This is a genomic window from Halorussus amylolyticus (assembly GCF_004143485.2).
GTDB lineage: Archaea > Halobacteriota > Halobacteria > Halobacteriales > Haladaptataceae > Halorussus > Halorussus amylolyticus.
In genome coordinates this window covers 656,888-679,963 of the sequence record NZ_ML974130.1, presented here as the reverse complement: position 1 = coordinate 679,963, position 23,076 = coordinate 656,888, and the positions used below count along the sequence as shown (strand labels likewise).

At 62.5% G+C, this 23,076-nt stretch carries 18 protein-coding genes; 8 read left to right on the top strand and 10 right to left on the bottom strand.

Features of this window, described 5'->3' with window-relative positions:
• Window positions 1–103: 103 nt before the first annotated feature.
• From hpt to EKH81_RS03335, 3 genes are all read right to left on the bottom strand, one after another.
• On the bottom strand, window positions 104–649 hold the full coding sequence (hpt, locus tag EKH81_RS03345; protein WP_162224366.1) for a hypoxanthine/guanine phosphoribosyltransferase: 546 nt from the start codon (window positions 647–649) through the stop codon (window positions 104–106).
• A 100-nt stretch (window positions 650–749) separates the two neighbouring features.
• Window positions 750–2,156, bottom strand: a complete 1,407-nt coding sequence (locus EKH81_RS03340) for an FAD-dependent oxidoreductase (RefSeq protein WP_162224365.1) — start codon at window positions 2,154–2,156, stop codon at window positions 750–752.
• 128 nt (window positions 2,157–2,284) lie between these two features.
• Entirely contained in the window at window positions 2,285–3,439 is a 1,155-nt protein-coding gene (locus EKH81_RS03335) for a site-2 protease family protein (protein ID WP_162224364.1), read from the bottom strand.
• 229 nt (window positions 3,440–3,668) lie between these two features.
• On the opposite strand from EKH81_RS03335, the gene EKH81_RS03330 reads away from it, so the two are divergent.
• Together EKH81_RS03330 and EKH81_RS03325 are read left to right on the top strand one after the other, a co-directional pair.
• A complete protein-coding gene (locus tag EKH81_RS03330) occupies window positions 3,669–5,381 on the top strand; it encodes an ABC transporter substrate-binding protein (RefSeq protein ID WP_162224363.1) in 1,713 nt (570 codons plus the stop codon).
• Between the two features lie 159 nt (window positions 5,382–5,540).
• The gene (locus EKH81_RS03325) at window positions 5,541–6,359 is read left to right on the top strand and encodes a helix-turn-helix transcriptional regulator (RefSeq protein ID WP_162224362.1); all 819 of its coding nucleotides are present in this window, start codon (window positions 5,541–5,543) and stop codon (window positions 6,357–6,359) included.
• Window positions 6,360–6,364: 5 nt separating this feature from the next.
• On the opposite strand, the gene EKH81_RS03320 is transcribed toward EKH81_RS03325, so the two are convergent.
• The gene (locus tag EKH81_RS03320) at window positions 6,365–7,993 is read right to left on the bottom strand and encodes an NAD(P)/FAD-dependent oxidoreductase (RefSeq protein WP_162224361.1); all 1,629 of its coding nucleotides are present in this window, start codon (window positions 7,991–7,993) and stop codon (window positions 6,365–6,367) included.
• A 356-nt stretch (window positions 7,994–8,349) separates the two neighbouring features.
• Here EKH81_RS03320 and EKH81_RS03315 point away from each other — a divergent pair, with 356 nt between their 5' ends.
• The 3 genes from EKH81_RS03315 to EKH81_RS03305 all read left to right on the top strand — a co-directional run bounded on the left by EKH81_RS03315 (window position 8,350) and on the right by EKH81_RS03305 (window position 12,132).
• On the top strand, window positions 8,350–9,720 hold the full coding sequence (locus tag EKH81_RS03315; protein WP_162224360.1) for a hypothetical protein: 1,371 nt from the start codon (window positions 8,350–8,352) through the stop codon (window positions 9,718–9,720).
• Window positions 9,721–9,919: 199 nt separating this feature from the next.
• Window positions 9,920–10,945, top strand: coding sequence for a twin-arginine translocation signal domain-containing protein (locus EKH81_RS03310; RefSeq protein WP_202935042.1), 1,026 nt, complete (start codon window positions 9,920–9,922; stop codon window positions 10,943–10,945).
• Window positions 10,946–11,469: 524 nt separating this feature from the next.
• Window positions 11,470–12,132 carry a glycosyltransferase family 2 protein gene (locus tag EKH81_RS03305; RefSeq protein ID WP_162224359.1) on the top strand — a complete coding sequence of 221 codons (663 nt, stop codon included), beginning with the start codon at window positions 11,470–11,472 and terminating at the stop codon, window positions 12,130–12,132.
• 476 nt (window positions 12,133–12,608) lie between these two features.
• On the opposite strand, the gene EKH81_RS03300 is transcribed toward EKH81_RS03305, so the two are convergent.
• The 6 genes from EKH81_RS03300 to EKH81_RS03275 form a co-directional block, all read right to left on the bottom strand.
• Complete coding sequence (locus EKH81_RS03300) at window positions 12,609–13,235, bottom strand: SprT-like domain-containing protein (protein WP_368407690.1); 627 nt, start codon at window positions 13,233–13,235, stop codon at window positions 12,609–12,611.
• 440 nt (window positions 13,236–13,675) lie between these two features.
• Window positions 13,676–14,755, bottom strand: a complete 1,080-nt coding sequence (locus EKH81_RS03295; RefSeq protein ID WP_162224358.1) for a deoxyhypusine synthase — start codon at window positions 14,753–14,755, stop codon at window positions 13,676–13,678.
• Window positions 14,756–14,839: 84 nt separating this feature from the next.
• Entirely contained in the window at window positions 14,840–15,556 is a 717-nt protein-coding gene (locus EKH81_RS03290) for a bacteriorhodopsin (RefSeq protein WP_162224357.1), read from the bottom strand.
• Window positions 15,556–17,898: a methyl-accepting chemotaxis protein gene (locus EKH81_RS03285; RefSeq protein WP_162224356.1), complete on the bottom strand. Its 2,343-nt coding sequence runs from the start codon at window positions 17,896–17,898 to the stop codon at window positions 15,556–15,558. The genes EKH81_RS03290 and EKH81_RS03285 overlap by 1 nt, the downstream gene beginning before the upstream one ends.
• Before the next feature lie 376 nt (window positions 17,899–18,274).
• Window positions 18,275–18,769 carry a hypothetical protein gene (locus tag EKH81_RS03280; protein WP_162224355.1) on the bottom strand — a complete coding sequence of 165 codons (495 nt, stop codon included), beginning with the start codon at window positions 18,767–18,769 and terminating at the stop codon, window positions 18,275–18,277.
• A 162-nt stretch (window positions 18,770–18,931) separates the two neighbouring features.
• Window positions 18,932–19,699, bottom strand: coding sequence for a Nif3-like dinuclear metal center hexameric protein (locus EKH81_RS03275; RefSeq protein WP_132057774.1), 768 nt, complete (start codon window positions 19,697–19,699; stop codon window positions 18,932–18,934).
• A gap of 120 nt (window positions 19,700–19,819) precedes the next feature.
• Here EKH81_RS03275 and EKH81_RS03270 point away from each other — a divergent pair, with 120 nt between their 5' ends.
• The 3 genes from EKH81_RS03270 (at window position 19,820) to EKH81_RS03260 (ending at window position 23,076) form a co-directional block, all read left to right on the top strand.
• Window positions 19,820–21,253: a polysaccharide deacetylase family protein gene (locus EKH81_RS03270; protein WP_132057775.1), complete on the top strand. Its 1,434-nt coding sequence runs from the start codon at window positions 19,820–19,822 to the stop codon at window positions 21,251–21,253.
• A 126-nt stretch (window positions 21,254–21,379) separates the two neighbouring features.
• Window positions 21,380–21,604, top strand: a complete 225-nt coding sequence (locus EKH81_RS03265; RefSeq protein ID WP_132057776.1) for a DUF3311 domain-containing protein — start codon at window positions 21,380–21,382, stop codon at window positions 21,602–21,604.
• Window positions 21,601–23,076 carry a sodium:solute symporter family protein gene (locus EKH81_RS03260; protein WP_132057777.1) on the top strand — a complete coding sequence of 492 codons (1,476 nt, stop codon included), beginning with the start codon at window positions 21,601–21,603 and terminating at the stop codon, window positions 23,074–23,076. The genes EKH81_RS03265 and EKH81_RS03260 overlap by 4 nt, the downstream gene beginning before the upstream one ends.

Below are 23,076 nucleotides of genomic sequence, written 5' to 3'. Positions count from 1 at the left end.
ACAACGTACGGTGCGAGAGCTGGCGGGCGCCGGCGACCGGCGCACCGGTCGCAGTCGCCCGCACCGGTCATCGCGTTCTTCTCGCCGGTCACGGAATCCGGTTTCAGTGAATCGTGACTTCGTAGTCCTCGACCGAGATGTCCACCAGACTCGTCGCGTCGTAGTCGGTGTCGTCGAGCGCCGACCCGCCGACCTTCCGGATGACGACGACGATGTCGGCGATGTCCGCGCCGATGCCGTCAAGGGCGTCGGTGATGGCCGCCAAGGTCCCGCCGGTCGAGAGCAGGTCGTCCACGATGAGCACGCGGTCGCCCTCCTCGATGTCGTTGATGTACATCTCCGATTCGGAGTAGCCGGTGGTCTGGTGGAGCGCGACCTCGCCGTCGAGTCCGTACTCGCGCTTGCGGATGACCACGAGCGGCACGTCGGTCTGGAGCGAGAGCGCGGTCGCGATGTGGATGCCCATCGCCTCGGGCGCGACGATTTTGTCCACGTCGAGGTCGGCCGCGCGCGTGACCCCGACCACGACCTCCCGGAGGAGTTCGGGTTCGAGCATCGGCACGCCGTTGCTGATGGGGTGGACGAGGTACTGATAGCCGTCCTTGTCGATGATGGGCGCTTCGTGGAGTGACTCGCGGAGTCGGTCCATGACATCCGTTGGGCGAAACGGTGGAAAAACGATTCGCTCTCGGGTCGGGCGGCGGAGAAGCGTGGGCGTCGAACGCGAGCCGACGCGACTGAACGCGAGACTACGACGCAGGACTCGGGGGCGCTTCCGAGGGCGACTCCGAGGACGACTCCGAATCGGTCTCCGAATCGGTCTCCCGCGGGAAGTTGTCGATGGTCTCGGCGCGGAACCGCTCCTCGTCGAACTCGTACTCGCCGTCGAAGAACTCGATTATCTGGTCGGTGTCCTGCATCGCGTTCTTCACGCAGGTCGATGCGCCCGGCGACGGCGTGATGTTGAAGATGATGTCGTCGCCCGTAATCTTGGCTTCGCCCATGTCGAGGCTCTTGGCCTCCGTATCGACCAACTGGGGGCGCACGCCGCCGTAGCCCTTCGCGCGCTCGATGTCCGAGAGTTCGACGCTCGGGACGACCTTCTTGACGTTCGGGAGGAACGCGCGTTTCCCGACTTCGGGCAGGTCGTACACCAGATTCTTGAGGACGTACGGGAGCAGGATTCTGTCGGCGAGGATGTTGCCGTAGCTCAGGAACGAATCGACGTTCAGCCCGAACACGTCGAAGAAGTCGCCGACCGTCGAGAGTCGGCCGCGTTCGAGCGTCGGCACGAGCTTCGCGGTCGGCCCGAATCGGGTGACGCTCCCGTCGTGAACGTCGGCGTCGCCGTGGACCGCCGCGAAGGGTAGCTTCTTCATCTGGAGGGTGTACACCTTGCCGTTCAGGAGGTCGTCGGCGAGGAAGAAGCTCCCCGCGACCGGAAGCAGCGACATCTCGGTGCCGTACCCCATCTCGTTAGCGACCTGAAGGCTGTGCGACCCGGCCGCGACCACGGTCACGTCGGATTCGAGCCGTCCCGAATCCGTCTCGACGGTGAAGCCGTCGGCGGTCTCGGTGATGTCGGTGACTTCGGTTCCGGTGTAGACATCGACGCCCTCGACCTGCTCGGCTTCGTCCACGAACGACTTCGCGGTTCGGCCGTAGTCCACGACGTAGCCGTCGGGCGTCTGGAGCGCCAGCATCTCCACGTTCGGGTCCCTGCCCTCGACCACCTTCGGCTCCAACGCCGCGATTTCGTCGCGGTCGATGGCGCGAAGCTTCGGGAAGAGGTCGCCGAAGCCCTCGTCGTGGTATCGGGCTTCGAGCTTCTCGACCTCCTCGTCGCCGACCGCCAGCACCATCTTGCTCCGCTTGCTGTGCATCTCGCGGTCGGGGTCGGCGTTTTCGAGATAGCCCGCGAGTAGCTCTGCGCCCTCTTTCACTTCCTCGGCTTTCTCCAGCGTGTAGTTGGTCTCGATGTCGCCGAAGTGAAGCGTCTGAGAGTTGTTCGTGTGGTGAGAGTTGATTGCCGCAATCTCGTCTTCCTTCTCGACCAGGGCGATTCGCTCGATGTCGGTGAACTTCGCCACCGTGTAGAGCAGTGACGCACCGCTGATTCCGCCGCCAATCACGACCACGTCGTATTTTCCTAACATATTTTGGCGATGAGGCTTCCGATGCTCGACTGTTCTCCGTCGAATCGTATCGCTCATCGTACTAAGAAGCTACTATCGACGGCCGAGAGACGCGGCCGATTTAGCCGGGTTTCGAGACCGACCGGCGACTACATCGCGGTGCGCGGCGACACCGGGCCGCCGCCCGCTCGGCGAATGTCGAGTGCGGCGGTGAAGTCCGTGCGCGTGAGGACCCCGATGGGTTCGCCCGCGTCCTCGACGACGACGATGGCCGTCTTCCCGGTGTTCAGGAGACCGAGCACTTCGAAGGCGTCCGTGTCGGCGGAGACGCGACTGGCCCCCTCGCGTAGAATCTCACCGACCGTCGTTTCGGCCGAGTCCCGGTTCTTGACCCGGCGAACGTCCGCAATCGAGACGACGCCCACGACGGTTCCGTCGTCGTCCACGACCGGGAACTCGGTTCGGCGCTCGGTCATCATGCGGTCGAGGAGCGTCTCGACCGACGCGTCGGCGGCGACCGGGTCGAACGCGCCGGTCACGACGTCCCCGGCCGTGACCCCTTCGAGGAGCGTGGCGAGCGCGACGTGGCGCGACTCGCCGTTCGCCGCGCCGTAGACGAACACAGCGAGCAGGAGTAACATCGGGCTGAACGAAAGTACGCCGACGACGGCGAAGCCGAGCGCGAACAGCGAGCCGATTCTGGCGGCGGTTTGAGTCGCGCTCGCGTACGGCCGGGACCGCGAGAGCAGCGCGCGGAGGATTCGGCCGCCGTCCATCGGGAACGCCGGGAGCAGATTGAACACCGTGAGAACGAGATTAGTCACGACGAGCCACCCGAACACGAACGTCACGACCGGAACCGAACTCGGCAGGACCGCGACGACAGCGTAACACGCGGCGGCGACGAGGACGCTGGCGGCCGGTCCCGCGATGGCTATCCAGAACTCCTTGTGCCACTCGCGGGGCATCTCCCGAAGGCTGGCGAGACCGCCGAGAATCCAGAGCGTAATCGAGTCGGTCTCGATGCCGTATCGACGCGCGGCCCACGCGTGGCCGAGTTCGTGGACGCCGACGCTGGCGAACAGGCCGACCGCCGCCCCCGCGCCGATGAGCCACGGCGCGTTTCCGGCGTTGAGTACCGCCGGGTCGAGCGCGGTCGGCGTGAATCCGTTGACGACGCCGGTGTAGACGTCGATTTGCTCCCCGCTTCCGAGGAGCCACGCCAGCACCGGCAAGAACACGAGCAGAGAGATGTTGATTCGAATCGGGATGCCCCAAACGCTCCCAATGGTGTAGTTTCTCATAGCGGGGGTTTCGGGCGAGCGACGGAATAACTGTCGGTGGTCTTTCCAGACCAACGACAGGGGACGGTTCGGCGTCTCGGCGCTCGCTCAGGATTGGACTTCGGGTCACTGGGGGTACGAATCGAATCGCTCGCGGGTGTGGTGAACTGGTCCGTGTCCGTGAATTTAGCCGGTCGTATTTCGAAAGCGGCAAAAACGCTCATTAGGGTACGAATTGTTGACGGTTAGCATGCCAGAACGGCAGATAGACGAAAATCGACGCGATTTTCTGACAAAAGCAGGTGTGGCGGGGGGTGTGGTCGGCCTGACGACGTTCGCAGGGGGCGCAGGTGCGAGCCAGGAGAACGAAACCGACACGACGACGGGCAACGAGACGGCGGGAGACGGCACGGAAACCCAGGAGGTGGAAGCGGGCGAACCGTTGCCGACGTACACGTACCTCAACAACGCACAGAGTTACAATCCGCCGCGGCACGACGCCATCAACCTCATCGCGCGGCAGTTGAACGACTTCGGACTCGACGTGGAAGTCGAGGTCCTCGAATGGGGGACGCTGTTCACGAGGGTGTCCGAGGAGTACGACTACAGCCTCTCGACGTGGCACACGTTCTTCACCGTGGACCCGGTGCTGGAGCTCAATTCCACGCTGAGTTCCGAGAACACCGACCCCGGTGAGGGTAACTTCGCGGGGTACCAGAACGAAGAAGCCGACGAACTGATGTCGAACTACCTGGCCGAACCCGACCAGAGCGCGCGGGTGGACCAGGTCCAACAGCTCCAGCAGCTCCTGATGGACGAGGTGCCCCAGATGCCCATCACCCAGATGCCCGCGGCGGCCATCTGGAACAACAATCAGGTCACGAACTGGCAGCGCGACCTCGAACTCGGCTTCAACTCCTACTGGACGATGGTGAACCTGGAGATGGTGAACGGCACCACCGAGTTGAAGGGGTACTGGCCCGAGACGCTCTCGACGATGAACGTGCTCGGCCACAACGACGAGAACAAGCACACCTACCAGTTCACGGTGATGTACGACACGCTGCTCCGACTCGACAACAACGCCGAACTGAACACCGACGTCAGTCTCGCCACCGACTGGAACCGGGTGGACGACACCACGATGGAGTACACCGTCCGGACCGGCCACTCGTTCCACGACGGCGAGGACCTCACCACCGAGGACGTGGCGTTCAGCTACAACTACATCACCGAGAACGAAGTGCCGCTGTACTCGGTCCAGTCGCAGTTCATCGACAACGCCGAGGCCGTGGACGACGAGACGGTTCGGGTCAACATGTCACAGCCGCTCGGACCGTTCAACACGCTCGTCGGAACCCAGATTCCGATTCTGCCCCAGCACATCTGGCAGGACCGCGACGAGCCGAGTCAGGTCAACGTCGAGGAGCCGGTCGGGAGCGGCCCGCTCCAGTTCGACTACTGGAATCAGGGGACCGAGTTCGGTCTCGCGAGGTTCGACGACCACTTCGCGCCCGTGGACTTCGAGACGCGCTTCTGGCGCATCATTCCCGAGTCCTCGACGGTGTGGGAACTGCTCCTCAACGGCGAACTCAACTACGAGCCGTTCGGCCGCATCGACCGGAGTCTGAACGAGAATCAGGACAACGAGAACATCGGAACGAACTTCGAAATCGCGACCTCGTTCTGGCACTTCACGCCGAACGAGCGCCAAGCCGGACTCGACGACGTGACCCTCCGGAAGGCGATGGTCGAGACCATCCCGCGGACGCCAATCGTCCAGCAGATTCTGTTCGACTTCCCGGAGCCCGGCAGCAACGTCGTTTCGGAGGCGTTCGGCGAACTCCACACCGACGACGTGACCGAGTACGAGGAGAGCCCGGAGGCCGCCCGGAGTCGGCTCGAAGAGGCGGGCTACACGTGGAGCGACGACGGCGTGATTCAGGCTCCCGAAGGGGACTGACGGGGCGTTTCGGAGACCTATTTTTCGCGGAGTCCAGACGGTCGGAAGACGACCTGCCAGCGTCGAGACGCGACCGGTAGCGCCCCGAGCGCGGGCGTTCGGTCGTCGTGGTGACCGAATAAACCGCACCGTTATATGATATGAATCACTGGTATCGGTATGCAAATCGACCGGGGAATCGGGCTCACGAAAACGGTCGTCACTCATCACGAGATACTGACGCTCCTTCGAACGGAAGACGCGCTCACGACCCGGCAGTTGGAACGAAATCTCGAGTACTCGCGAGCGACGGTCAATCGGCATCTGGGAACCCTCCGCGAAGCGGAACTCATCACGGCGACGGACAACCGACACGCGCTCACGGATTTCGGCGCGATAGTCCTCCGGGAAGTCGAAGCCCTCTGCCGACAGTTGCACGTCTCGGCGCGACTTCCGGAACTCGTCGAGCAGTTGCACGCCTGCCCAATCGAGTTCGAAAGGAGCCTGCTCGCGGAGGCCACGGTGATGACGGCCACGGCCGACGACCCTTACCAGATGCATCGGCGATACCTCGAATTTTGGGACGAGACCGAGCGCGCGAAGGGCGTTCGGAGTATCAGCGCCGTCCCTCCCGATGTCGTCGAGCGACTCAAACCGCATCTCCGCGGCGAGGTCGAAGCCGAAATTATCTGGACCCCCGAGGCCGCGACCCGGTATTTCGAGCGATACCCAGATATCGAGTCGATTTGGACGGGCGAGTCGGACTCGGGGGTACGCATCACCGACGAACCGATTCCCGTCCAATTCGGACTGTTCGACCACCGACTCACGTTCACGGTTCACGACGACAGGACGGGATATCCGCACGCGCTCGTCGATACGGCGGACGCCGAGGCCGTAGAGTGGGGTCGCCGCCTCTATCGCTACTATCGCGAGCGGTCACAGCCGATGGAAACGTGGCTCGACACGACCGAGAGAGCGGGCGTTTCGGAGCCGTAAGTCGCTCACTGCGCCAGATTCGGCATCTCGAAGTCGAAAAGCCCCTCGCGGATGTGCTCGGGCGCGTCGGTGTTGCCCCATTCGAACAGGTCTCGGGCTATCTCGGGGTCGGAGAAGTCGATGTGGCGCTCCGTCTCGTTGCCCCACTCGTAGACGCGTTTCGGCAGCCACTCGGTGCGTTTCAGTTCGTCCAAGAGCAGTTGCGATGCTTCGTCCGGGGGTAGGTCGCCTGCGGCGTACGAATCGAGCGTCTCGGACATCGTCTGCAACAGCGCCTCTTTCTCCGGGGCGAACGGTGCGCGGTCGCCGGGGCGCGTCTCTTCGAGCAGTGGGTCGAACTCGCTGGTCTCGCCCGACGAGAAGTACTTCAGGCAGAAGCGTTGGATGTACAGGTCCGGCAGGACGGATTCGGCGAGCACCATCTGCGTCCAGGCGTTCCAAACGTCGAAATCGCCCGTCGAATCGTACCCGTTTCGGACGAGCAAATCCGCAGATTCGAGCTGTCTCCGGTGCAATTCGTCTATCGGCTCGAACCGGTCCGCCGAAAAGTCGTCGTCTTCGAACGCCTCCAAGAGGAGATTGGTCGAGAGGAACACCGATTCGAACGTGTGAATCAGCCCCTGCGAGTAGAGCGGGTCCACGAAGCCGTAGGTGTGGTTGGTCAGGTAGTGACGGTGGCCCGACGATTTGGTGGCGCTCCGCTGTAACCGTCCGGTTCGAATCCACGGCATCACCGGCTCGACCGGGTCGAGGTGGCGTTCGATATCGGGGAACTCCCGAACAATCTCGTAGAACTCCGCTTCGGCGTCGAGCGAGTCGTCCCGCGGATACTGCTCCCGGTCGAGCACCAATCCGACGCTCGCTTTGGTCTCCTCAGAGCGCTCGAAGTTGTCGAACGGAATTACCCACAGCCACCCGCCGTCGAAGACGTGATGGAGCGTTCCGTCGTGGAGGCGATTCGACTGCTGGGGGTGGTCGGCCTCATCGATGAGTTCGTCGAACGGTTCGAGGCCCTCGACGTGCGTGAAAATCGCTCGGGAGTCGGTCGCTAACTCCGGCGTCTCGTCTCGGTAGCCCATCTTTTCGGCGACGACGGAGTTGCCGCCCGTGGCGTCAATGTAGAACTCTCCCGTCGTCACGCCGCCATCGGTAGTGACTGTTACCTCGTCGTCGCCGATTTCCACGTCGGTTATCGGCGTCTCGTCGACGTACTCGACGCCGTAGCTCTCGGCCGATTCGACCATGTAGTGGTCGATGTGCTCGCGCAGGAGGTGGCTCTCCTTGTAAAACGGCATCTGCGGGGGGACCAACTGATGGGCGTGCTCGCCGTCGAACGAGTGGTCGGATTCGTGGTAGGCGAACCCGACGGAGTGTTTCACCCCGCAGGACCGCGTGATATTATCTACCACTTTGTTCGCGTCGCTCAGATTCTGGATTTCCGGTATCCCGAAGTACTCGCCGACTATCCACATCCACACGGCGCTCAGCGGCAACATCCCCTCGCCGATTGCGAACCGCGGATGCGTCTTTGCTTCGACCATCAGCACGTCGAGGTCGTGTTTCGCGAGAATCATCGAAGCGGTCGAACCGGCGATTCCCGAGCCACCGACAATCACGTCGTAACGGTCATTCATACCAGTCTGAGCGATGTTCTATAGAATATCCACTAATACGTTTCTAGAAACTATGCTCAAGGAGTGAACAGGCTACGATTTTTGGGTAGCTCTCGTTTCGTGAGCTACGCTCGGTTGGGACGGTAGCCGTGGTCGGCCTCGGCACTCAAAGCGTGTCACGAGTGACGACACAGCAAGAGATACCCATATGTGGCCGGCGGATTGGATCTAACTAGTCTGTTCGAAAAAGCTGAATTCACGAGCCAGACCCCATATTTAATGATGGATAAGGCCACGACGTACTACAAGTAGAAATTTAACAGTTCGATGAAGTACATCGCTACGAGGAAAAACAGGGGAGGAGGCCAGTAGTAGAGATGAATAACGAGCCCACGACGAACAGACGAAACACGTTGAAAGGTATTGGCGCGGCTCTAGGCACGGCAGGCGCTACGGGTTTAGCTGGCTGTGCAGGCGTACTCGAAGACAATGCAGATACTACTGATTCTGGTGATCGGCCTTCTGAAAACACAGATGACTCTAGTTCTACTGAGAAGCCTGATTCAGAGCCTGAATATGAAGAAGTGGTTGATGTTCCGGGTGACGCGGATTTGACGGAGTCTGATAAGTATCGTTTTACTGCGGGAGTTGAGCGCAGTGAGGATGGTGAATCAGAGTTCTTGTCCAGTGATAGCTATGAAGTGAAAGAGGCCTATGTTATGCGTGATCCCGATGTTTTAGACGAAAAGATTTTTCAGTCGGAGATTGAGGCTACTGAGCCTGTTCGAGGGGATACTCGGTATGTGGTTGAGAGCGCATATGACGGTGTTGAGGAGATTGTACGGGAAGCAGGTCTTTACAACAGTGTTTTAGATGATTTAGAAGTGGGCTCGAATGGCGAATTCAGTGTTCCGGGCGAGTTGATGTTGCCGGGTGCGAATAGATTGCATCTTGAAATAGGATATGATAACGGTAATACAAGCGGTGAGTTCACCGTTGACGAACAAATAAATGTTGAGAAATCGCAAAGTGATTCGCTGGAGCAGGCCTGGATTGAAGACCGGGAAATGTTCAGTGAGTTCAGGAAGCTGTTTAGAGCGCATATTATGAATGGTGCTACTACTAACTGGATGGGTATCGCAGAAGATGTTGAAGAAACTGTGAATGAAGAGTATGATATGGAGAGTTTGAATTTGAAGAATCGTTTGCAGCGGACTGCTAGCCACTGGATTTTGGAGGCCTCAGAAGCTATTGGCGGCGGCGGTCCTTCAGGCCAAGCCGATTTCCTAGGGTATACTTTGGAAGAACTTGAAGGTGTTGAGACTACTGTTATCCCTACTCAGGGTCATCATACTGTGTTGGCGTATGACCGTGATTCTGATAAAACGTATCATGTTGAGACTGGTAGGGGTGGCAGGACTAATTTTCCTCCAGGTGAGGGTAATCATGCGTCTAGTAGCCCTGAGATTTCGCCGATCTGGCCTGAGCAAGGTGATCAAGTTGGTGGTGCTATGACTACGATGCTGTTAATAGGGCAGTTGGATCATTCTATGTACGGTGATAGTAGAGCAGGCTTTGTCGGCGAGGAGACTGCTATTACAGGGATGGAGCGTTTTCGTGAAGGAACTGATCAAAAAGAGATGGTGGATGAGATGCAGTCTTTGAATCTCAGCATGGTGCTCTCACCCTCATTGGATTTCAAAGTTGAAGGAGCTATAGAAGACCTAGAACGCAGTATTGAATACTGATGTCACTCTACGGAGTATCTATTGGCAGATCTGCCACCGCAGAGCCAAATTCTTCGAAACTGTAGTTCTCCGTCGCACCAGTACTATTTTCTACATAATCAACATCAGCTATTTTAATGGGGGATATAGGGAATTCCCCTAGGAAATAATATATAAGCGTGAAATGAGACGGTGAGATTGAGAGTTGATATTGTTTCGTATGAGTGATTCACGGACCGTGATTGATAGACGAGACTTTTTAAAAGGCACAGGAGCAGTATCGGCAGCAGGTCTGGCAGGCTGCACAAGCGACAGCGAGAACTCCGGCAACAATACCGATTCCACAGACAATAGTACGACGACAAACAAGAATACTCCAACAAAAATCGAAACAGGAAATGATACCACGGAAGAGGAAAATACGCCTGAGGAAGACCGAGTAACATTCGAGGAACTATACTCAGAAGCTGAGCGGAAACCCATTACCGGCGAGACATTGAGTCAGAACACTGGGCCTTTCGACCTTGAAGAAGTCGAATCAATGCTCTCCAGCAATAACAGTGAAGCAGAAAACGTAGCAATCGCAGCAACTCAGGCCAGTCAGCACACCCGTGAACGAGAGGATACGCCTGAAACAATTCGGTATGCGTTGGGTGAACTAGACCTCAACGCATTCGCTCAGGAACGAAGAACAGGCGCAGGAGCAAAAACAGATATCTATGTCGAAGACGGCAGTAGTGTGAAGAAGGTGGCAGTCACAAAAGTACCGCACAACACAGATATACCACTACAATACAGTTTGATTGGCGGAGAAGAACCAGGCACAGGCGACGGAGCTAAAGCAGATAACAACCTGGCTAAAGACTGGAACGAAAACCAATTCACAGGGCTCTCATACTTAGATATCAGAACAATAAAAAATGTTCAAGATAGCGGAAGAGAAATAAATTGGGAAAATATTGCCGATTTTGTAAAAAATAGTTATTTGCTTGATGGCGGTGTTGAAGAATCAGATATTGACTTTACTTTAGAAGCTGGACTTCAAATGGGAGAATTAGAGGACATCGACAACGACTACCATGATGAGGCCTTTAAAGCATACAAAGACGCCAATGAAATCTATCACAATGAAGTAGTGCCAGAAGACAAACACCTGTTAGTAGAATTGAATGATAGCGGACTTCATTCAAGGGCTGTAGATGAGGAGACTTTGATGGAAGAAGGTTACCTCCACTCTCATATCTAACTTTTTAATTTATTTCTTCATCGCTCCAAACAGCCACCGGATGCCTAATATTTACCCCTTCAGTGTCTCCAAGGTCTCCCTCTCCTTCTCTTTGATGGTGTGGCCATGGTTCTTCTCGGGTTTCTACGTGTTCTGACTTACCGATTTGCGGCTCTTCGTCGTCTTCGGGTTCGTAGTTCGCTGATCTGTGGTGGAGGCGACTTAGATACCAAGAAAGACAGCCCCAGCGGCCGAGTACACTGGCAACCCTGTGAATCAAAGTAGGGCCTCTCGCTTGAAGAGAAACCTTGGAAAAACCGTAGTACCCAGAATAATCGGAAGGTTCTAGCTCATAGAAGTTGTACTGAATCGTCTAGCCTTTCGTGGTGCCACAAAAGGGCCTCGGCACTCATAGGGCTCGTCACGACTGGCTGCCGAGACCAGTTCGGAGCGCTATTCCTCGTCATCGGCCATCGCCACCTACTCGCTCCGGCGAAAAGACCCTTACTCCTCGTCGGCGAACTCCGTGGCCGACCGCCAGAACGATGACCGCGCCAGTCGTCACCTTCGTCGTCCCGGCGAAAAACGAAGCCGACCGCCTCCCCGCGACGCTCGAAAGCGTCCGCGGCCAGCGAACCGACCGCGAGTACGACGTCGTCGTCGTGGACGGCGCGAGCGACGACGCCACCGCGGAAATCGCCGCGCGATACGACGCCGCGCTCGTCTCGCAGTCGGGGACCGGCATCGGCGACGCGCGCCACCGCGGGGCCGAGCGAGCGCGCGGCGAGTGGCTGGCGTTCGTGGACGCCGACACCGCGATTCGACCCGACTATCTCGATTCGATGCTCGACTTCGCTCGCGCGGACGGGCTGGCGGCCGCGTCTTCGCGGTGTCGCATGGTCGGCCCCGTGCGCTCGAAGGTGATGGAAGCGACAATCAATCACGTCTTCCCGCGACTCGACCGGCCAATTCTGCCGGGGTTCAACTGTTTCGTCCGCCGGGACGCCTACTTCGACATCGGGGGCTTTCCGAACGTCCCGAACGAGGACACCGCGTTCAGCCGTGAACTCGGTCGAATAGCGGCGACGGGCTACCATCCGGAGGTGCTGGCCGAGACCTCCGCGCGCCGGATTTCGCGGCTGGGGCTGACCGGGACGCTGTATCACTACCTGCGACTCGACTGGTCTCGGATTCGGGCGGAGTATTAAATCGAGGTGGGTCACTCGTGCGGCTAACTGAATCGAGATTCGTGCCACGAGACCGCACGAAGACGCTAGCTAATCGCGGTACCTATGAGACCGCACCGCGACCGCAAGCCACACCCCTCCCCAACCGACTCCCTCGCTCGCGCCTTCGGCGCTCGGTCGGTCGTCCCTCGCGCGCGTTGCTCGCGCGCGCCGAGCCAGTCGGTGAAGATACGCGGGACTCACCCGTTCCGTGGAAACACGAAACGCTCCCCTTCGGCATGGCGCGCGCTGGCGCTCCCTTGTGGAGCGCCACCATTCGCGCGAGGGACGACTGAGCGACCGGAGGGAGCGAAGGAGTCGGCTGGGGAGGACGTGGCGCGGTGCGGTCTCATTTGTAGAGTGTGAGTCGCGGTCGTAGTTCGGTCCCAATAGTAGCCACAATTCACGGTCGCAGTAGCAATCACAGTCTGCACTCACATCTACAGTGTTCATTTCTCTCACTCCCTCAATTGCTCACAGTCCACACCGGCCTCACAACAGGACGACCGATACCGCTCGTGTTCGCGGACCAGTTCGCACTCGCGGTAGCGCCTCCCGAGCGTCGTCCCACATTCAACACACGTCAGCAGGTACTTCGGCTCCGAGAAGGGCCGACACCGTATCGAGGCGTCCACCACCTCGGCGCGCTCGCGAAACCGAGCGCCGTGGTCGGTCGTGCCGAACCGCTGGAACTGCTCGACGTGAATCAGTTCGTGGCGCAGGGTCGCGGTCCACTCGCGCCGGTCGAACGCCTCGTAGGCGGCCCACGTCAGCGAGAGGGTGGCCCGCCGGAGGTCCTCGCGCGGGCGTCCCGTGCGCTCGGCCGCGGCGTCCCAGTCGAGCGGCGTGCCGACCGCGGCGTCGGGAATCTTGGCGCGCTTGACCGCGGCCGACCGGCGCTTCGCTCGGGTCGAGACCTCCCAGTCCACGAGCGAGAAGTCGGCGTCGATGTCGTACTCGCGGGCGGCCTCCCGGCAGTAGGCCCGCGAGGCCAGAATCAGTTCCTCGTGGGTGCCGACGCTCTCCAGCGCGCGCTCGGTCGGGGAGGGCGCGGATTCCGGTTCGATTCGCTTCGACTCGGACACGCTTGGACGCTCCGACGGACGCCGGGTACAAGAGGGTTCCCGACTAGGTCGCCACCCATTCTCGAACGCATCTGTTCGCTCATTACGACCTGCATCTCCGTGAGCAGCGAACAGCCAGAAAGCCCCCGCGCGCTCGACTCCCGGGACTCGCTGCGCTCCTCACTCGGTCGCTCCGCTCCCTCGTTGCGGTGCTTACACCGTCAGAGCTTCGCTCTGACGAGCCTGCACTCGCTTCGCTCGTGCAGACTTCGTCCGGGTTCGTCGGGCGCACGGCCCCTTTCAGTCCCGCGAGGAACGAGCGGGATGTCGAAAGACGTGTCTTTCGGAAGTCCCACCCTGCAGAATGATTCACCGAGCGTTTTCCGGTGGCCGCGTCATCGGCCGGTTCCCGGCGGCTGTGGCACCGAGCTACGCTGTCCGACCACGTGCCGTCTCGACACCTACTCGCCGATTCGTTCGCGCGCGGCCGCGACCACCAGCGGGAGCGTAATCGTCGCGTCGGCGTAGACGCTCGCGTTCCGCGCGGCCTTTTCGAGTTTGCCCCACGAGCGCGCCTCGTCGAGGGTCGCGCCCGAGAGACCGCCCGTCTGCGGCGGGTCCATCGTCAACTGGACCGCGTAGTCGTAGGCGTCGGGAGCCACGAGCATCGTCTGGAGGGTGTAGTTCTTCGGGACGCCGCCGCCGACGACCATCGCGCCCGCTTCGTCGGCCTCGAACGCGAGGTCGGTGATGTCGGTCATGTCCGCCAAGGCGTCGAGCGAGAAGTCCGAGGTCTGAGAGTACATCCACGCCTGCAGGCCGAGCACCGAGTCCTGAATCGCGGGGCAGTAAATGGGCACGTCGTTCTCGTAGGCCGCGGCCGCGATGCCCGCGCCCTCGGCCACGCCCTCGCGGTCGTTGACCTCGGCGTTCGCCCGGCCGAGTTCCGCGGTCAGTCGCTGGATGCTCACGGTCTCCTCGACTTCGGGAAACACCTCGGTTCGGAGGTGGCTCTCGAACAGCGCGAAGTGTTCTTGAGGCAGGTAGACGTTGTAAATCCGGTCCACCTCCTCGTCGCGGAGCTGTTCGTCGTGTTCGCGCTCGGTCTTGCCCTCGGCGTGGACACAGCCGTGTTCACGCGAGTCGCGCGAGTGTGAGCAGGAAGGGCTCGCCCTTCCGTGGTGGTGCTTGCCGCCGATGGCTTCGATGGCGTCGTGAGTCAGGTTCGCGCCGGTCGTCACGAGCGCGTCGATGTGGCCGTCCCGAATCAGGTCGGCGACGATTTTCCGCATTCCCGTGGGGACCATCGCGCCCGCGAGTCCGAAGAAGTTTGTCACGTCGTCGTCGAGCATCTCGGCGTAGATGTCCACGGCCTCGTGGAGGTCGGCCGCCCCGATGCCCGCGTTGCCGTACTCGGAGACGAGTTCGCCGACGGTCATCCCCGCCCGCGCCTCGGCGTGAGCGATTGGGTCGTGGTGGAACTCCTCGCGATGGGGTTCGTGGCCGGAGGTCTCCTCGTCGTGTGCGTGGTCGTCGGTCATGGATACATCTGGATGGTCGGGAGCCTTCAACGGCCCGATTGTCGGATTCCGCGTGAGAATCAGTCCGCAGTCGCCCGGTGATAATCAGCGCGCGCGCGCGGGGGCGCCGCTCGCGGCCGCGCGCGGCGACCCGGTTCGGAGCGCGTCGAGCGCGTCCGCGCCGTTGACCGCCATCACGACGAACCCGACCTTGCTGATGAGGTCGAGGTACGCGACCACCATCGCGTCGGTCTCGACCTGCAACAGTCCGAACCCGAGCGGGCCGAGAATCCAGACGACCGGGTAGATAGTCCAGAGGACGACCGTCAGATTCCGGAGTTTGGTGAACACCGCGACCACTCTGTTGCCGTGGTCGGCGGCCTGCGCGGGGAGCGTGACCAACAGGAGGTACAGCAGGCCGAGGTAGGCGACACAGCCCACCAGATACGCGGCGTAGCTGTACGGGGCCGAGAGGAATCCGGCCACGACGCCCGACCCAATTACGACGATGTCCACCGCGACGAGCGCGGCGTACACCCGCTTTCCGGGCCGACACAGCATCCCGAGGTAGAGCACCAGAAGCGGCGTCGTCACCAGCCAATCGACGTATCTGGGCACGAACAGGCTCCCGCCCGGAACCTCGATTTCGCCGATGCCGAGCGCCATCGCGAGATACGCCACGGTCGCAATCGCCGTCACCGACGCCAACACCGCGTAGTACCGGGCGTATCGCCGGTCGGTCACCAGTCGCTTGGCGGGCACGAGTGTCCCGACCGCCATGCCGACGGTTCCGAGCCAGAACCACACCGAGGTGAGGTCCATCACGACTCCTCCACCTCCGCGAACTCGAAGTCGGTGTCGTCGGTCGGCCCGGCACCCTGTGCCACCGTGAAGTCGTCGAGCAACTCGGAGAGTTCGGCCGCGCGCTCGGCCAGCCCCTCGGCGTCCCGGCTGACGGACGTGAGGGTCTGAGTCTGGTCCTCGGCGGCGTCGGCGACGCCTTCGGCTTGGGTCGCGGTCTCCTCGCTGATGGAGGCCACGTCGTCCACCATCGTCACGACTGCGCTCGACGCCTCGGCCTGCGACTCGGTCGCGTCGTTTATCTCGTGGATGCTCGCGTCGGTCTCCTCGACGTACGCCGCGATTTCTTCGAGCGCGTCGATAGCGCCCTCGACCGTCTCGATGCCCGCGGTGACGCGCTGGCTCGTCTCGGTCATCCCCTCGACCGATTGGCTCGTCTTCGACTGGACGCGCTCGATGCGTCCCTCGATGTCGGACGCCGACTCCTTGGTCTTCTCGGCGAGCGACTTCACCTCCTCGGCGACCACCGCGAAGCCGTCGCCGTTGGCTCCGCTCCGGGCGGCCTCGATGGACGCGTTTATCGCCACCATGTTGGTCCGGTCGGCGATTTCGGTGATGACCTCCACGATGTCCCCGATGGCGGCCATCTCCGCGTCGAGGTCCTCGATTTCTTCGACCGTGCGCTCGGTCGCGGTCTCGACCGCGTCCATCTCCGCGAGCGCGTCCTCGGCGGCCTCCCGACCGAGCTCGCCCGCCGCGGCGGCCTGCTCTGAGGTTGCGGCCACCTCGTCCACCGTCGCGGCGACCTCCTGGGCGCTCGCAGAGAGGTCGTTCATCCGGTCGGCGACTTCCGAGAGGTGTTCGGTCTGGTCGGTCGCGCCGGCCGAGATTTCGGCCACCGACTCGCTGACCTCCTCGCCGGTCGCCATCACCTCCTCGGCGCTGTCCTCGACGTCCACGACCGCGTTCGAGACGTGCGCGGAGAACCGCTTGACGCTGGCGACGGTGCGCTCGGTGTCGTCGAGCATCTCGTTGAGCGACTCGCCGATGGCGACCATCGCGTCGCTCTTGCTCTCGGTATCGACCCGAACCCGGAGGTCACCGTCGGCCGCCGCGTTCATCACCTCCTCGTAGTGACTCGCCTTCGTTTCGAGGTGGGTCGAGAGCGCCTGGGCCTCCTCGCGACGCTCCTCGGCCTCTTTCCGGGCGTCCTCGGTGCGCTCGCGCGCTTTCTCGGCCTCCTCGCGCGCTCGCTCGGACTCGCGAACCTGGTCGCGGAGCGAGTCGCGCATCCGGTCGAACGAGTCGTACAGCGTGCCGAACTCGTCGCGCCGAGTCGTTTCGAGGCTCACCCCGAGGTCGCCGCTCTCCATCGCGCGAGCCTTCTCGGAGAGCTGGCGGAGCGAGATGACGGTGTTGCTGCCGACCGTGACGCCCACGAGTCCGAGGCTCACCACCGCGATGAGGATGAGTCCCACGATGTTCGAGGTCACGGTCGCGCCGAGCGCGTACGCCTCGCTCTCGGGCACGCGGACCGCGACCACCCAGTCGGTCGAGTCGATGGGCGCGTACGCCAACACCATCTGCTCGCCGGTCTCGTCGCTCGTCTCGCCCTCGATGAATCCCGACTCACCGGCGAGACCCTGCTCGACGACGGGACTGTCCGCGCCGTCGCCGTGCGTCGTGAGCAACTGGTCGGTCTCGGGGTGGACGATGTAGCGCCCGTCCGAGTCCACGACGACGGTCGAACCGCCCTCCACCATGCCGGTCAGCGACTGTGTGCGTTCCTCGATGTTCACCATGAAGATAATCTGCTTGCTCGGGTCGTCGGGAACCGGCGACATGACCGCGACCACCGGGAAGTCTGTGATGGACGTGTGGAACGGCTCGGAGACGTGAACGTCGTCGGCGTCGTCGAACGTCGGCGGACTGGTCGCGAACGGCGCGTTCTCTCGGGCCGGATTGACGCCGACGAAGTCCTCGGCGGAACTGGTCACGATGGTCTGCTCGTCGGCGTCGTAGTAGTGGACCGCGACGACGCCCTCGGGCACACCGTCGTCGGCGATGAGGTCCCGGAGAACCGCTCGCTTTCGATAGGTGTCGCCCGCGTTAATCGTTGGATGTTCGGACAGCACCCGCGTCTGGCGGTTCACGTTCGACAGCCACGTTTCGAGTTCCCCGGCCTGCGACTCGGAAATCGACGTCAGTTGGCCCTGTACGTCGTCGCGAAGTTGGTCGGCGGTCTGAGCCTGTACCAGCGCCCCGACCGCGACGGTCAGCGCCACCACCGACACGAGCGCAATCGCGAGCTTCAGGGCGTAGCTTTCTCGAACCCTGTTCAGGGGTGACCATCCACGTCCCATTGTATCGTTACTCGAAGGTTCTTCCACAGAACGTGATAAACGTGAGTGATACTATCAACGCTGATAATTGAGGCTGACGAACCTTCGACGGCCGCGCAAAAACTGTGGTGCCAACTACCGCGAGGGCGCGCGTGACGGTGGTCGGTCGCCAGCGGCGATTCAATTAGCCGCAACCGTGAGGCTCGGCTGTCGGGGCCGGTTGGCCGCGGCCCGTGTCCGCCGAGGACCGTCGCGTGACCGATAGCTCCGGCAACCTCCGGGGTTGTAGAAACCCGGCGGGCACGTTGTTCAAGTTGAACGGAGGGGTTTTAATAGTACCTATTCGGGCGAGCAAAGCCGGAGAGACGCTCCGAGCAGCGAACCCGGGGAACGCCTGTCAGTCGCTGTCGCTGTCGAGTTCCCGAAACCGGACACGATGTAGTTCTTCGTCCGCGCACGCGGGCGCATCCCCGCCGCACGCTTCGACGCCGACGACTCGGTACCGTCCCGGGCGAATTGCTCCGGTTCGCCGGTCGTCCGTCGCGACCCACACTACGGGGTCCGTGCCGGGCAAATCGACGTGGAGGGCCTCGTCGCCGCCCGAACAGTCGGGTGCGAGTCCGGTTGCCCGAATCACCTCGCAGTCGTCTCCGCATCGCGGCGTCACGGCGAACGTGTCGCCCTCGGCGTACCCGGGGCCGCAGGCGTACCCCTCGAAGGGGTCGGTCTGTGTGACTCGTTCGGTGCGAGCGCGGGATGCGGTTCGACCACCGGATGCGGTGCGGGCGCGGGCGTCGGAGACGCCCGCGCCCGCGAGGCCGATTCCGGCGAGTGCCGTCGCTCTCAGCACGGTTCTCCGCGAGAGTCGCGTCGATTCGTCGGTCCCGGTCATTCGACCGACGGACGACTGGCGCGTCCTTCAGTCTTCTCGGCGCGAGGTGATACGTCAACCCTCGGAGTCCGAACCCTCGTCCGAATTCGCGGGGCGGGCGGTCGCGCGCCGCGCGACCGCCCGACCCGCGTGCGGAGAGTCAGTCTACTCCGTTCGGACGGATTACAACCCAGTCGGCGCGTCGATGAACGTCGTCTCCACGCCCCAGTCGTCGGCGAGGTCCTGTAGCGACCGCACGCCGAAGGTCTCGGTCGCGTAGTGTCCGGCGAGGAACACCGTGACGCCCGACTCGCGCGCCATGTGGTACGCCTTCTGCTTGCCCTCGCCCGTGATGAGCGCGTCGGCGTCGGCTTCGACGGCTTCGTCGAGCCAGTCCACGCCGCTCCCGGTCACGATTGCCACGTCTTCGATTTCCTCGGGGCCGAAGTCGAGGACCTGCACGCCCCGTCCGAAGTGGTCGAGTTCGGCTTCGAGCGTCTCGCGGAGTCTGTCGGTCGGAATCGGGTCGGGCGCGCGCCCGCACTGGCCGACGTGTTCCGGCCCGAGTTCGCCGAACGCCTCGCGATTTTCGAGGTCGAGCAGGTCGGCGATTCCCGCCGCGTTGCCGAGTTCGGGGTGGGCGTCGAGCGGCAGGTGGGAGACGTACAGCGCCACGTCGTTCTCGATGATCGGTGCGATGCGGTCGTACTCCCGACCCGTGACGCGCTCGATGCCGCCCCACGAGATGCCGTGGTGGACGACCAGCGCGTCGGCCCCGCGGTCGGCCGCTGTCCGGGCGGTCTGCTCGGCGGCGTCCACCGCGAACGCCGCGGTCTCGATGTCGGCGTCGTCGGGGCCGATTTGGAGACCGTTCGCGCTGGCGTCCGCGTCGGCGAACGCGTCGGTTCGGAGGCGGTCGTCGTATCGCTCGGTGAACTCGGCGAGATTCATCGTGAGCGTGGTGTGGGTCGGGAGGGGCTTGTATCTGTCCGACTTCCTCGGGGGTCGGCCGTCGATTCCGGAGTAGATTCAAGAGTCTCGCTCGCGTCGTTGGCCCATTCCGGTGAAATCATGCGCGTGCTCATCGTCCCGGAACTCTACCGGCCCGACGACGCGACCGCGAACGGCACCCTGAACGACGCGGTGGTGTGGGTCGAGGAGTGGCTCGACATCGACCCGAATATCCACGTCTACTGGCTTCTCGCGCCCCCGGAGGTAGCGAACTACGACCCGGAGTACGTGCTGGCCGACCGCGACCGGGTGACGCTCGTGGCGGCCGAACCGTTCATGCACGGCCGCGACCATCAGGGCGCGTTCACCGAATCGGGGTACTCCGAAACTCAGTTCGAGGCGCTCCGAGATGCGATTTACGACCGACTGGGCTACGTGGACGTGGTCATCGACCAACTCCGGCGCGGGCGCGCGGACCTCTACAAGTGGCTCCTCGCGCTCGACGGCCACCGGGTCGAGCATCCCGAACCGTTCGACGTCGTGGTCAACGTCCACGACCTCCAACTGCCGTTCAAGTACGCCAACACGGGGTGGCGAAACCGATTCCAGCGCGAGACCGAAATCAGCGACGCCGTCCTCGCCGACGGCATGTGGTTCAAAGCGGACATCGACGTGGAGGGAATGGCCGAGTTCGGCACCGAGTTCATGCGCGAGTCGGTCGTGGAGTGGGCGCTCGACGCCGCGATTCGGACCGGAAGCCCCATCGACTTCTCGGCGTTCGACGAGGAGTACGCCGACGAACCCCGGTGGCTCCACATCGCGGGGTCGATTTGGGACAAAAAGCAGGTCGGGACCGTGATGGGTATCGCGGAACGCCTGTACGACCGGTTCGGCATCCGGACCGTGATGACGAGCATGAGCACGATTCCCGCCGAGTACGCCGAGAAGCCGTGGATAGAGACCCATTCGAAGGCGAGTCGCAAGGAGTTCGAGGCAGCGCTCCGGAAGGGCGACATCTGCGTCTCGGCGACCGAGTACGAGACGCTCGCCCGGACGTGGTTCGAGCAGGCCGGGAGCGGGCAGGTCCTCGTCGCCCGCGACCAACCGTGGATTTACGACGCCATCCCGCGCGACTACCGACTCGCGGGCGACATCGACGAACTCCCGGACCTCGCGGTCTGGGCGGTCGAACACTGGGACGAGGCGGTCGCAGAGAGCAAGCGGATGCTCGAACACGCCAAGGAGATTCGGGACCCCGAACGCTCGGGCCAACGGACCTACGACGACATGGCCCGGCGCGTCGAGGAGAAAGTCGAGACCGACGACCCGACGGCCGACGACAACGACGAACTCGTCGGTCGGGCGCTCGCGGAGTTCGACGGCGAGGTTTCGTTGGACGAACTGAACGAGGCGACAGCCGAGTTCACGCCCCACGGCGACCCGATTCTGTCGGGCAAGTGCGCGCTGAGCGAGCTGGTGTTCGCGCTCCGGCGGCGCGGGTACGCCGACACCGGGAATCCGGGGACGCCCGTGTTCGAGAGCGAAAACGACTGAATCGGAATTCACCGGACTGAACGAGTGCGGTAGCGCACCCGGGCTCTTTGAAGTAATAATCTCTTCAAAGTCCATCATCGAGTGATTTTAGCAATACTTATCACTCGGTGGTAACGAACGACGTGCATGGCGTCGAAACTCGAAGCTATCGGCTGGGCGGCCGCCTTCGCCGCGGTGGTCGCGCTCTCGATACCGTGGTTCATGTGGCGCGACAGCACGGTCGCCGCGGGCCTCCCGGTGTGGCTCTGGTGGCACATCGGCTGGATGGGCGTCGCCACTGTCGTGTTCGCGGCGTTCGCCAAGCGAGCGTGGGGTCTCGGCATCGAAACCGAGGTGAGTCACTCGCGATGAGCGACGTCGGAATCCAGTTGGGTATCATCGGCGGCTACCTCCTGGTCGCGCTCGGCATCGGCCTGTTCGCGTATCGGCTCACCGACCGCACGGCCGAGGACTACTACCTCGCGGGCCGAACCCTCGGAACGGTCGTCCTGCTCTTTACGACGTTCGCCACCCTGCTGTCGGCGTTCACGTTCTTCGGCGGGCCGAACCTCGCGTACTCGGCGGGGCCGGAGTGGATTCTCGTGATGGGGCTGATGGACGGCATCCTCTTCGCGGTGCTGTGGTACGTCGTCGGCTACAAGCAGTGGCTCGTCGGGCGCAAGCACGGCTACGTCACGCTCGGCGAGATGCTGGGCGATAGATTCGGCTCCCAGACGCTCCGCGGTCTGGTGGCCGCGATTAGCCTGTTTTGGCTCTTTCCGTACGTCATGCTCCAGCAGGTCGGGGCCGGAACCGCGCTCGAAGCCCTGACGAACGGGACGATTCCCTACTGGGCGGGCGCGGGCCTCGTCACGCTGTTCATGATTGCCTACGTCGTCCTCGCCGGGATGCGCGGCATCGCGTGGACCGACACCCTCCAAGGCGCGTTCATGCTCGTGATGGTCTGGGGCGCGGTCGCGTGGGTCCTCTCGGCGGTCGGCGGCGCGGGCGAGGCGACCGGGTTGGTCGCCGACTCGAACCCCGAGTTCCTCGCGCTCGGCGGCGGCCTCTACACCCCCGAGTACATGCTCTCGACCGCCATCTCCATCGCGTTCGGCGTGGCGATGTTCCCCCAAGTCAATCAGCGATTCTTCGTCGCGCGGTCGAAGACGGTCCTCAAGCGCACCTTCGCGCTGTGGCCTCTCCTCGTGGTTCTCCTCTTCGTCCCGGCGTTCCTGCTCGGCACGTGGGCGCAGGGACTTGGCATCGTGGCCGATATCGACGCGGGCAACAACATCCTCCCGCTCCTCCTGAACGAGTACACCCCGGCGTGGTTCGCCGCGCTCGTGGTTGCTGGCGCGCTCGCGGCGATGATGAGTTCGTCGGACTCGATGCTCCTCTCGGGGTCGTCGTACTTCACGCGCGACCTCTACCGCCCCTTCGTCAACCCCGACGCGACCGACCGCCGCGAGGACGCGCTGGCCCGAATCGGAGTCGCCGTCTTCGCCATCCTCGCGTTCGTCGCCAGTCTGTTCGAACCCGGTACGCTCATCGAAATCGGCGACACCGCGTTCGGCGGATTCGCACAGCTCGCCCTCCCGGTCATCGCGGCGCTCTACTGGCGTCGGACGACTCGGGCCGGGATGTTCGCGGGACTCGGCGGGAGTCAGGCGTTCTACCTCGCGAGCGTGTTCACCGCGGTCGTGCCGGGGACCTACGGCGGCTGGAGCGCCTCCGTGGTCGGCATGCTCCTCGGTCTCGTCCTCACGCTCGGCGTCTCGGCGCTCACGACGCCCTCGGCCGAGGAACGCCCAGCGGTGTACGAGGGTCTGCAGGCGGACTAA

What these genes read in the sequence shown, in the direction of transcription:
- hpt (WP_162224366.1), bottom strand. Translation starts at nt 649, where the DNA reads ATGGACCGACTCCGCGAGTCACTCCACGAAGCGCCCATCATCGACAAG.
- EKH81_RS03305 (WP_162224359.1), top strand. Translation starts at nt 11,470, where the DNA reads ATGACCGCGCCAGTCGTCACCTTCGTCGTCCCGGCGAAAAACGAAGCC.
- EKH81_RS03295 (WP_162224358.1), bottom strand. Translation starts at nt 14,755, where the DNA reads ATGACCGACGACCACGCACACGACGAGGAGACCTCCGGCCACGAACCC.
- EKH81_RS03335 (WP_162224364.1), bottom strand. Translation starts at nt 3,439, where the DNA reads ATGAGAAACTACACCATTGGGAGCGTTTGGGGCATCCCGATTCGAATC.
- EKH81_RS03340 (WP_162224365.1), bottom strand. Translation starts at nt 2,156, where the DNA reads ATGTTAGGAAAATACGACGTGGTCGTGATTGGCGGCGGAATCAGCGGT.
- EKH81_RS03265 (WP_132057776.1), top strand. Translation starts at nt 21,380, where the DNA reads ATGGCGTCGAAACTCGAAGCTATCGGCTGGGCGGCCGCCTTCGCCGCG.
- EKH81_RS03325 (WP_162224362.1), top strand. Translation starts at nt 5,541, where the DNA reads ATGCAAATCGACCGGGGAATCGGGCTCACGAAAACGGTCGTCACTCAT.
- EKH81_RS03330 (WP_162224363.1), top strand. Translation starts at nt 3,669, where the DNA reads ATGCCAGAACGGCAGATAGACGAAAATCGACGCGATTTTCTGACAAAA.
- EKH81_RS03290 (WP_162224357.1), bottom strand. Translation starts at nt 15,556, where the DNA reads ATGGACCTCACCTCGGTGTGGTTCTGGCTCGGAACCGTCGGCATGGCG.
- EKH81_RS03270 (WP_132057775.1), top strand. Translation starts at nt 19,820, where the DNA reads ATGCGCGTGCTCATCGTCCCGGAACTCTACCGGCCCGACGACGCGACC.
- EKH81_RS03275 (WP_132057774.1), bottom strand. Translation starts at nt 19,699, where the DNA reads ATGAATCTCGCCGAGTTCACCGAGCGATACGACGACCGCCTCCGAACC.
- EKH81_RS03285 (WP_162224356.1), bottom strand. Translation starts at nt 17,898, where the DNA reads ATGGGACGTGGATGGTCACCCCTGAACAGGGTTCGAGAAAGCTACGCC.
- EKH81_RS03310 (WP_202935042.1), top strand. Translation starts at nt 9,920, where the DNA reads ATGAGTGATTCACGGACCGTGATTGATAGACGAGACTTTTTAAAAGGC.
- EKH81_RS03280 (WP_162224355.1), bottom strand. Translation starts at nt 18,769, where the DNA reads ATGACCGGGACCGACGAATCGACGCGACTCTCGCGGAGAACCGTGCTG.
- EKH81_RS03315 (WP_162224360.1), top strand. Translation starts at nt 8,350, where the DNA reads ATGAATAACGAGCCCACGACGAACAGACGAAACACGTTGAAAGGTATT.
- EKH81_RS03320 (WP_162224361.1), bottom strand. Translation starts at nt 7,993, where the DNA reads ATGAATGACCGTTACGACGTGATTGTCGGTGGCTCGGGAATCGCCGGT.
- EKH81_RS03260 (WP_132057777.1), top strand. Translation starts at nt 21,601, where the DNA reads ATGAGCGACGTCGGAATCCAGTTGGGTATCATCGGCGGCTACCTCCTG.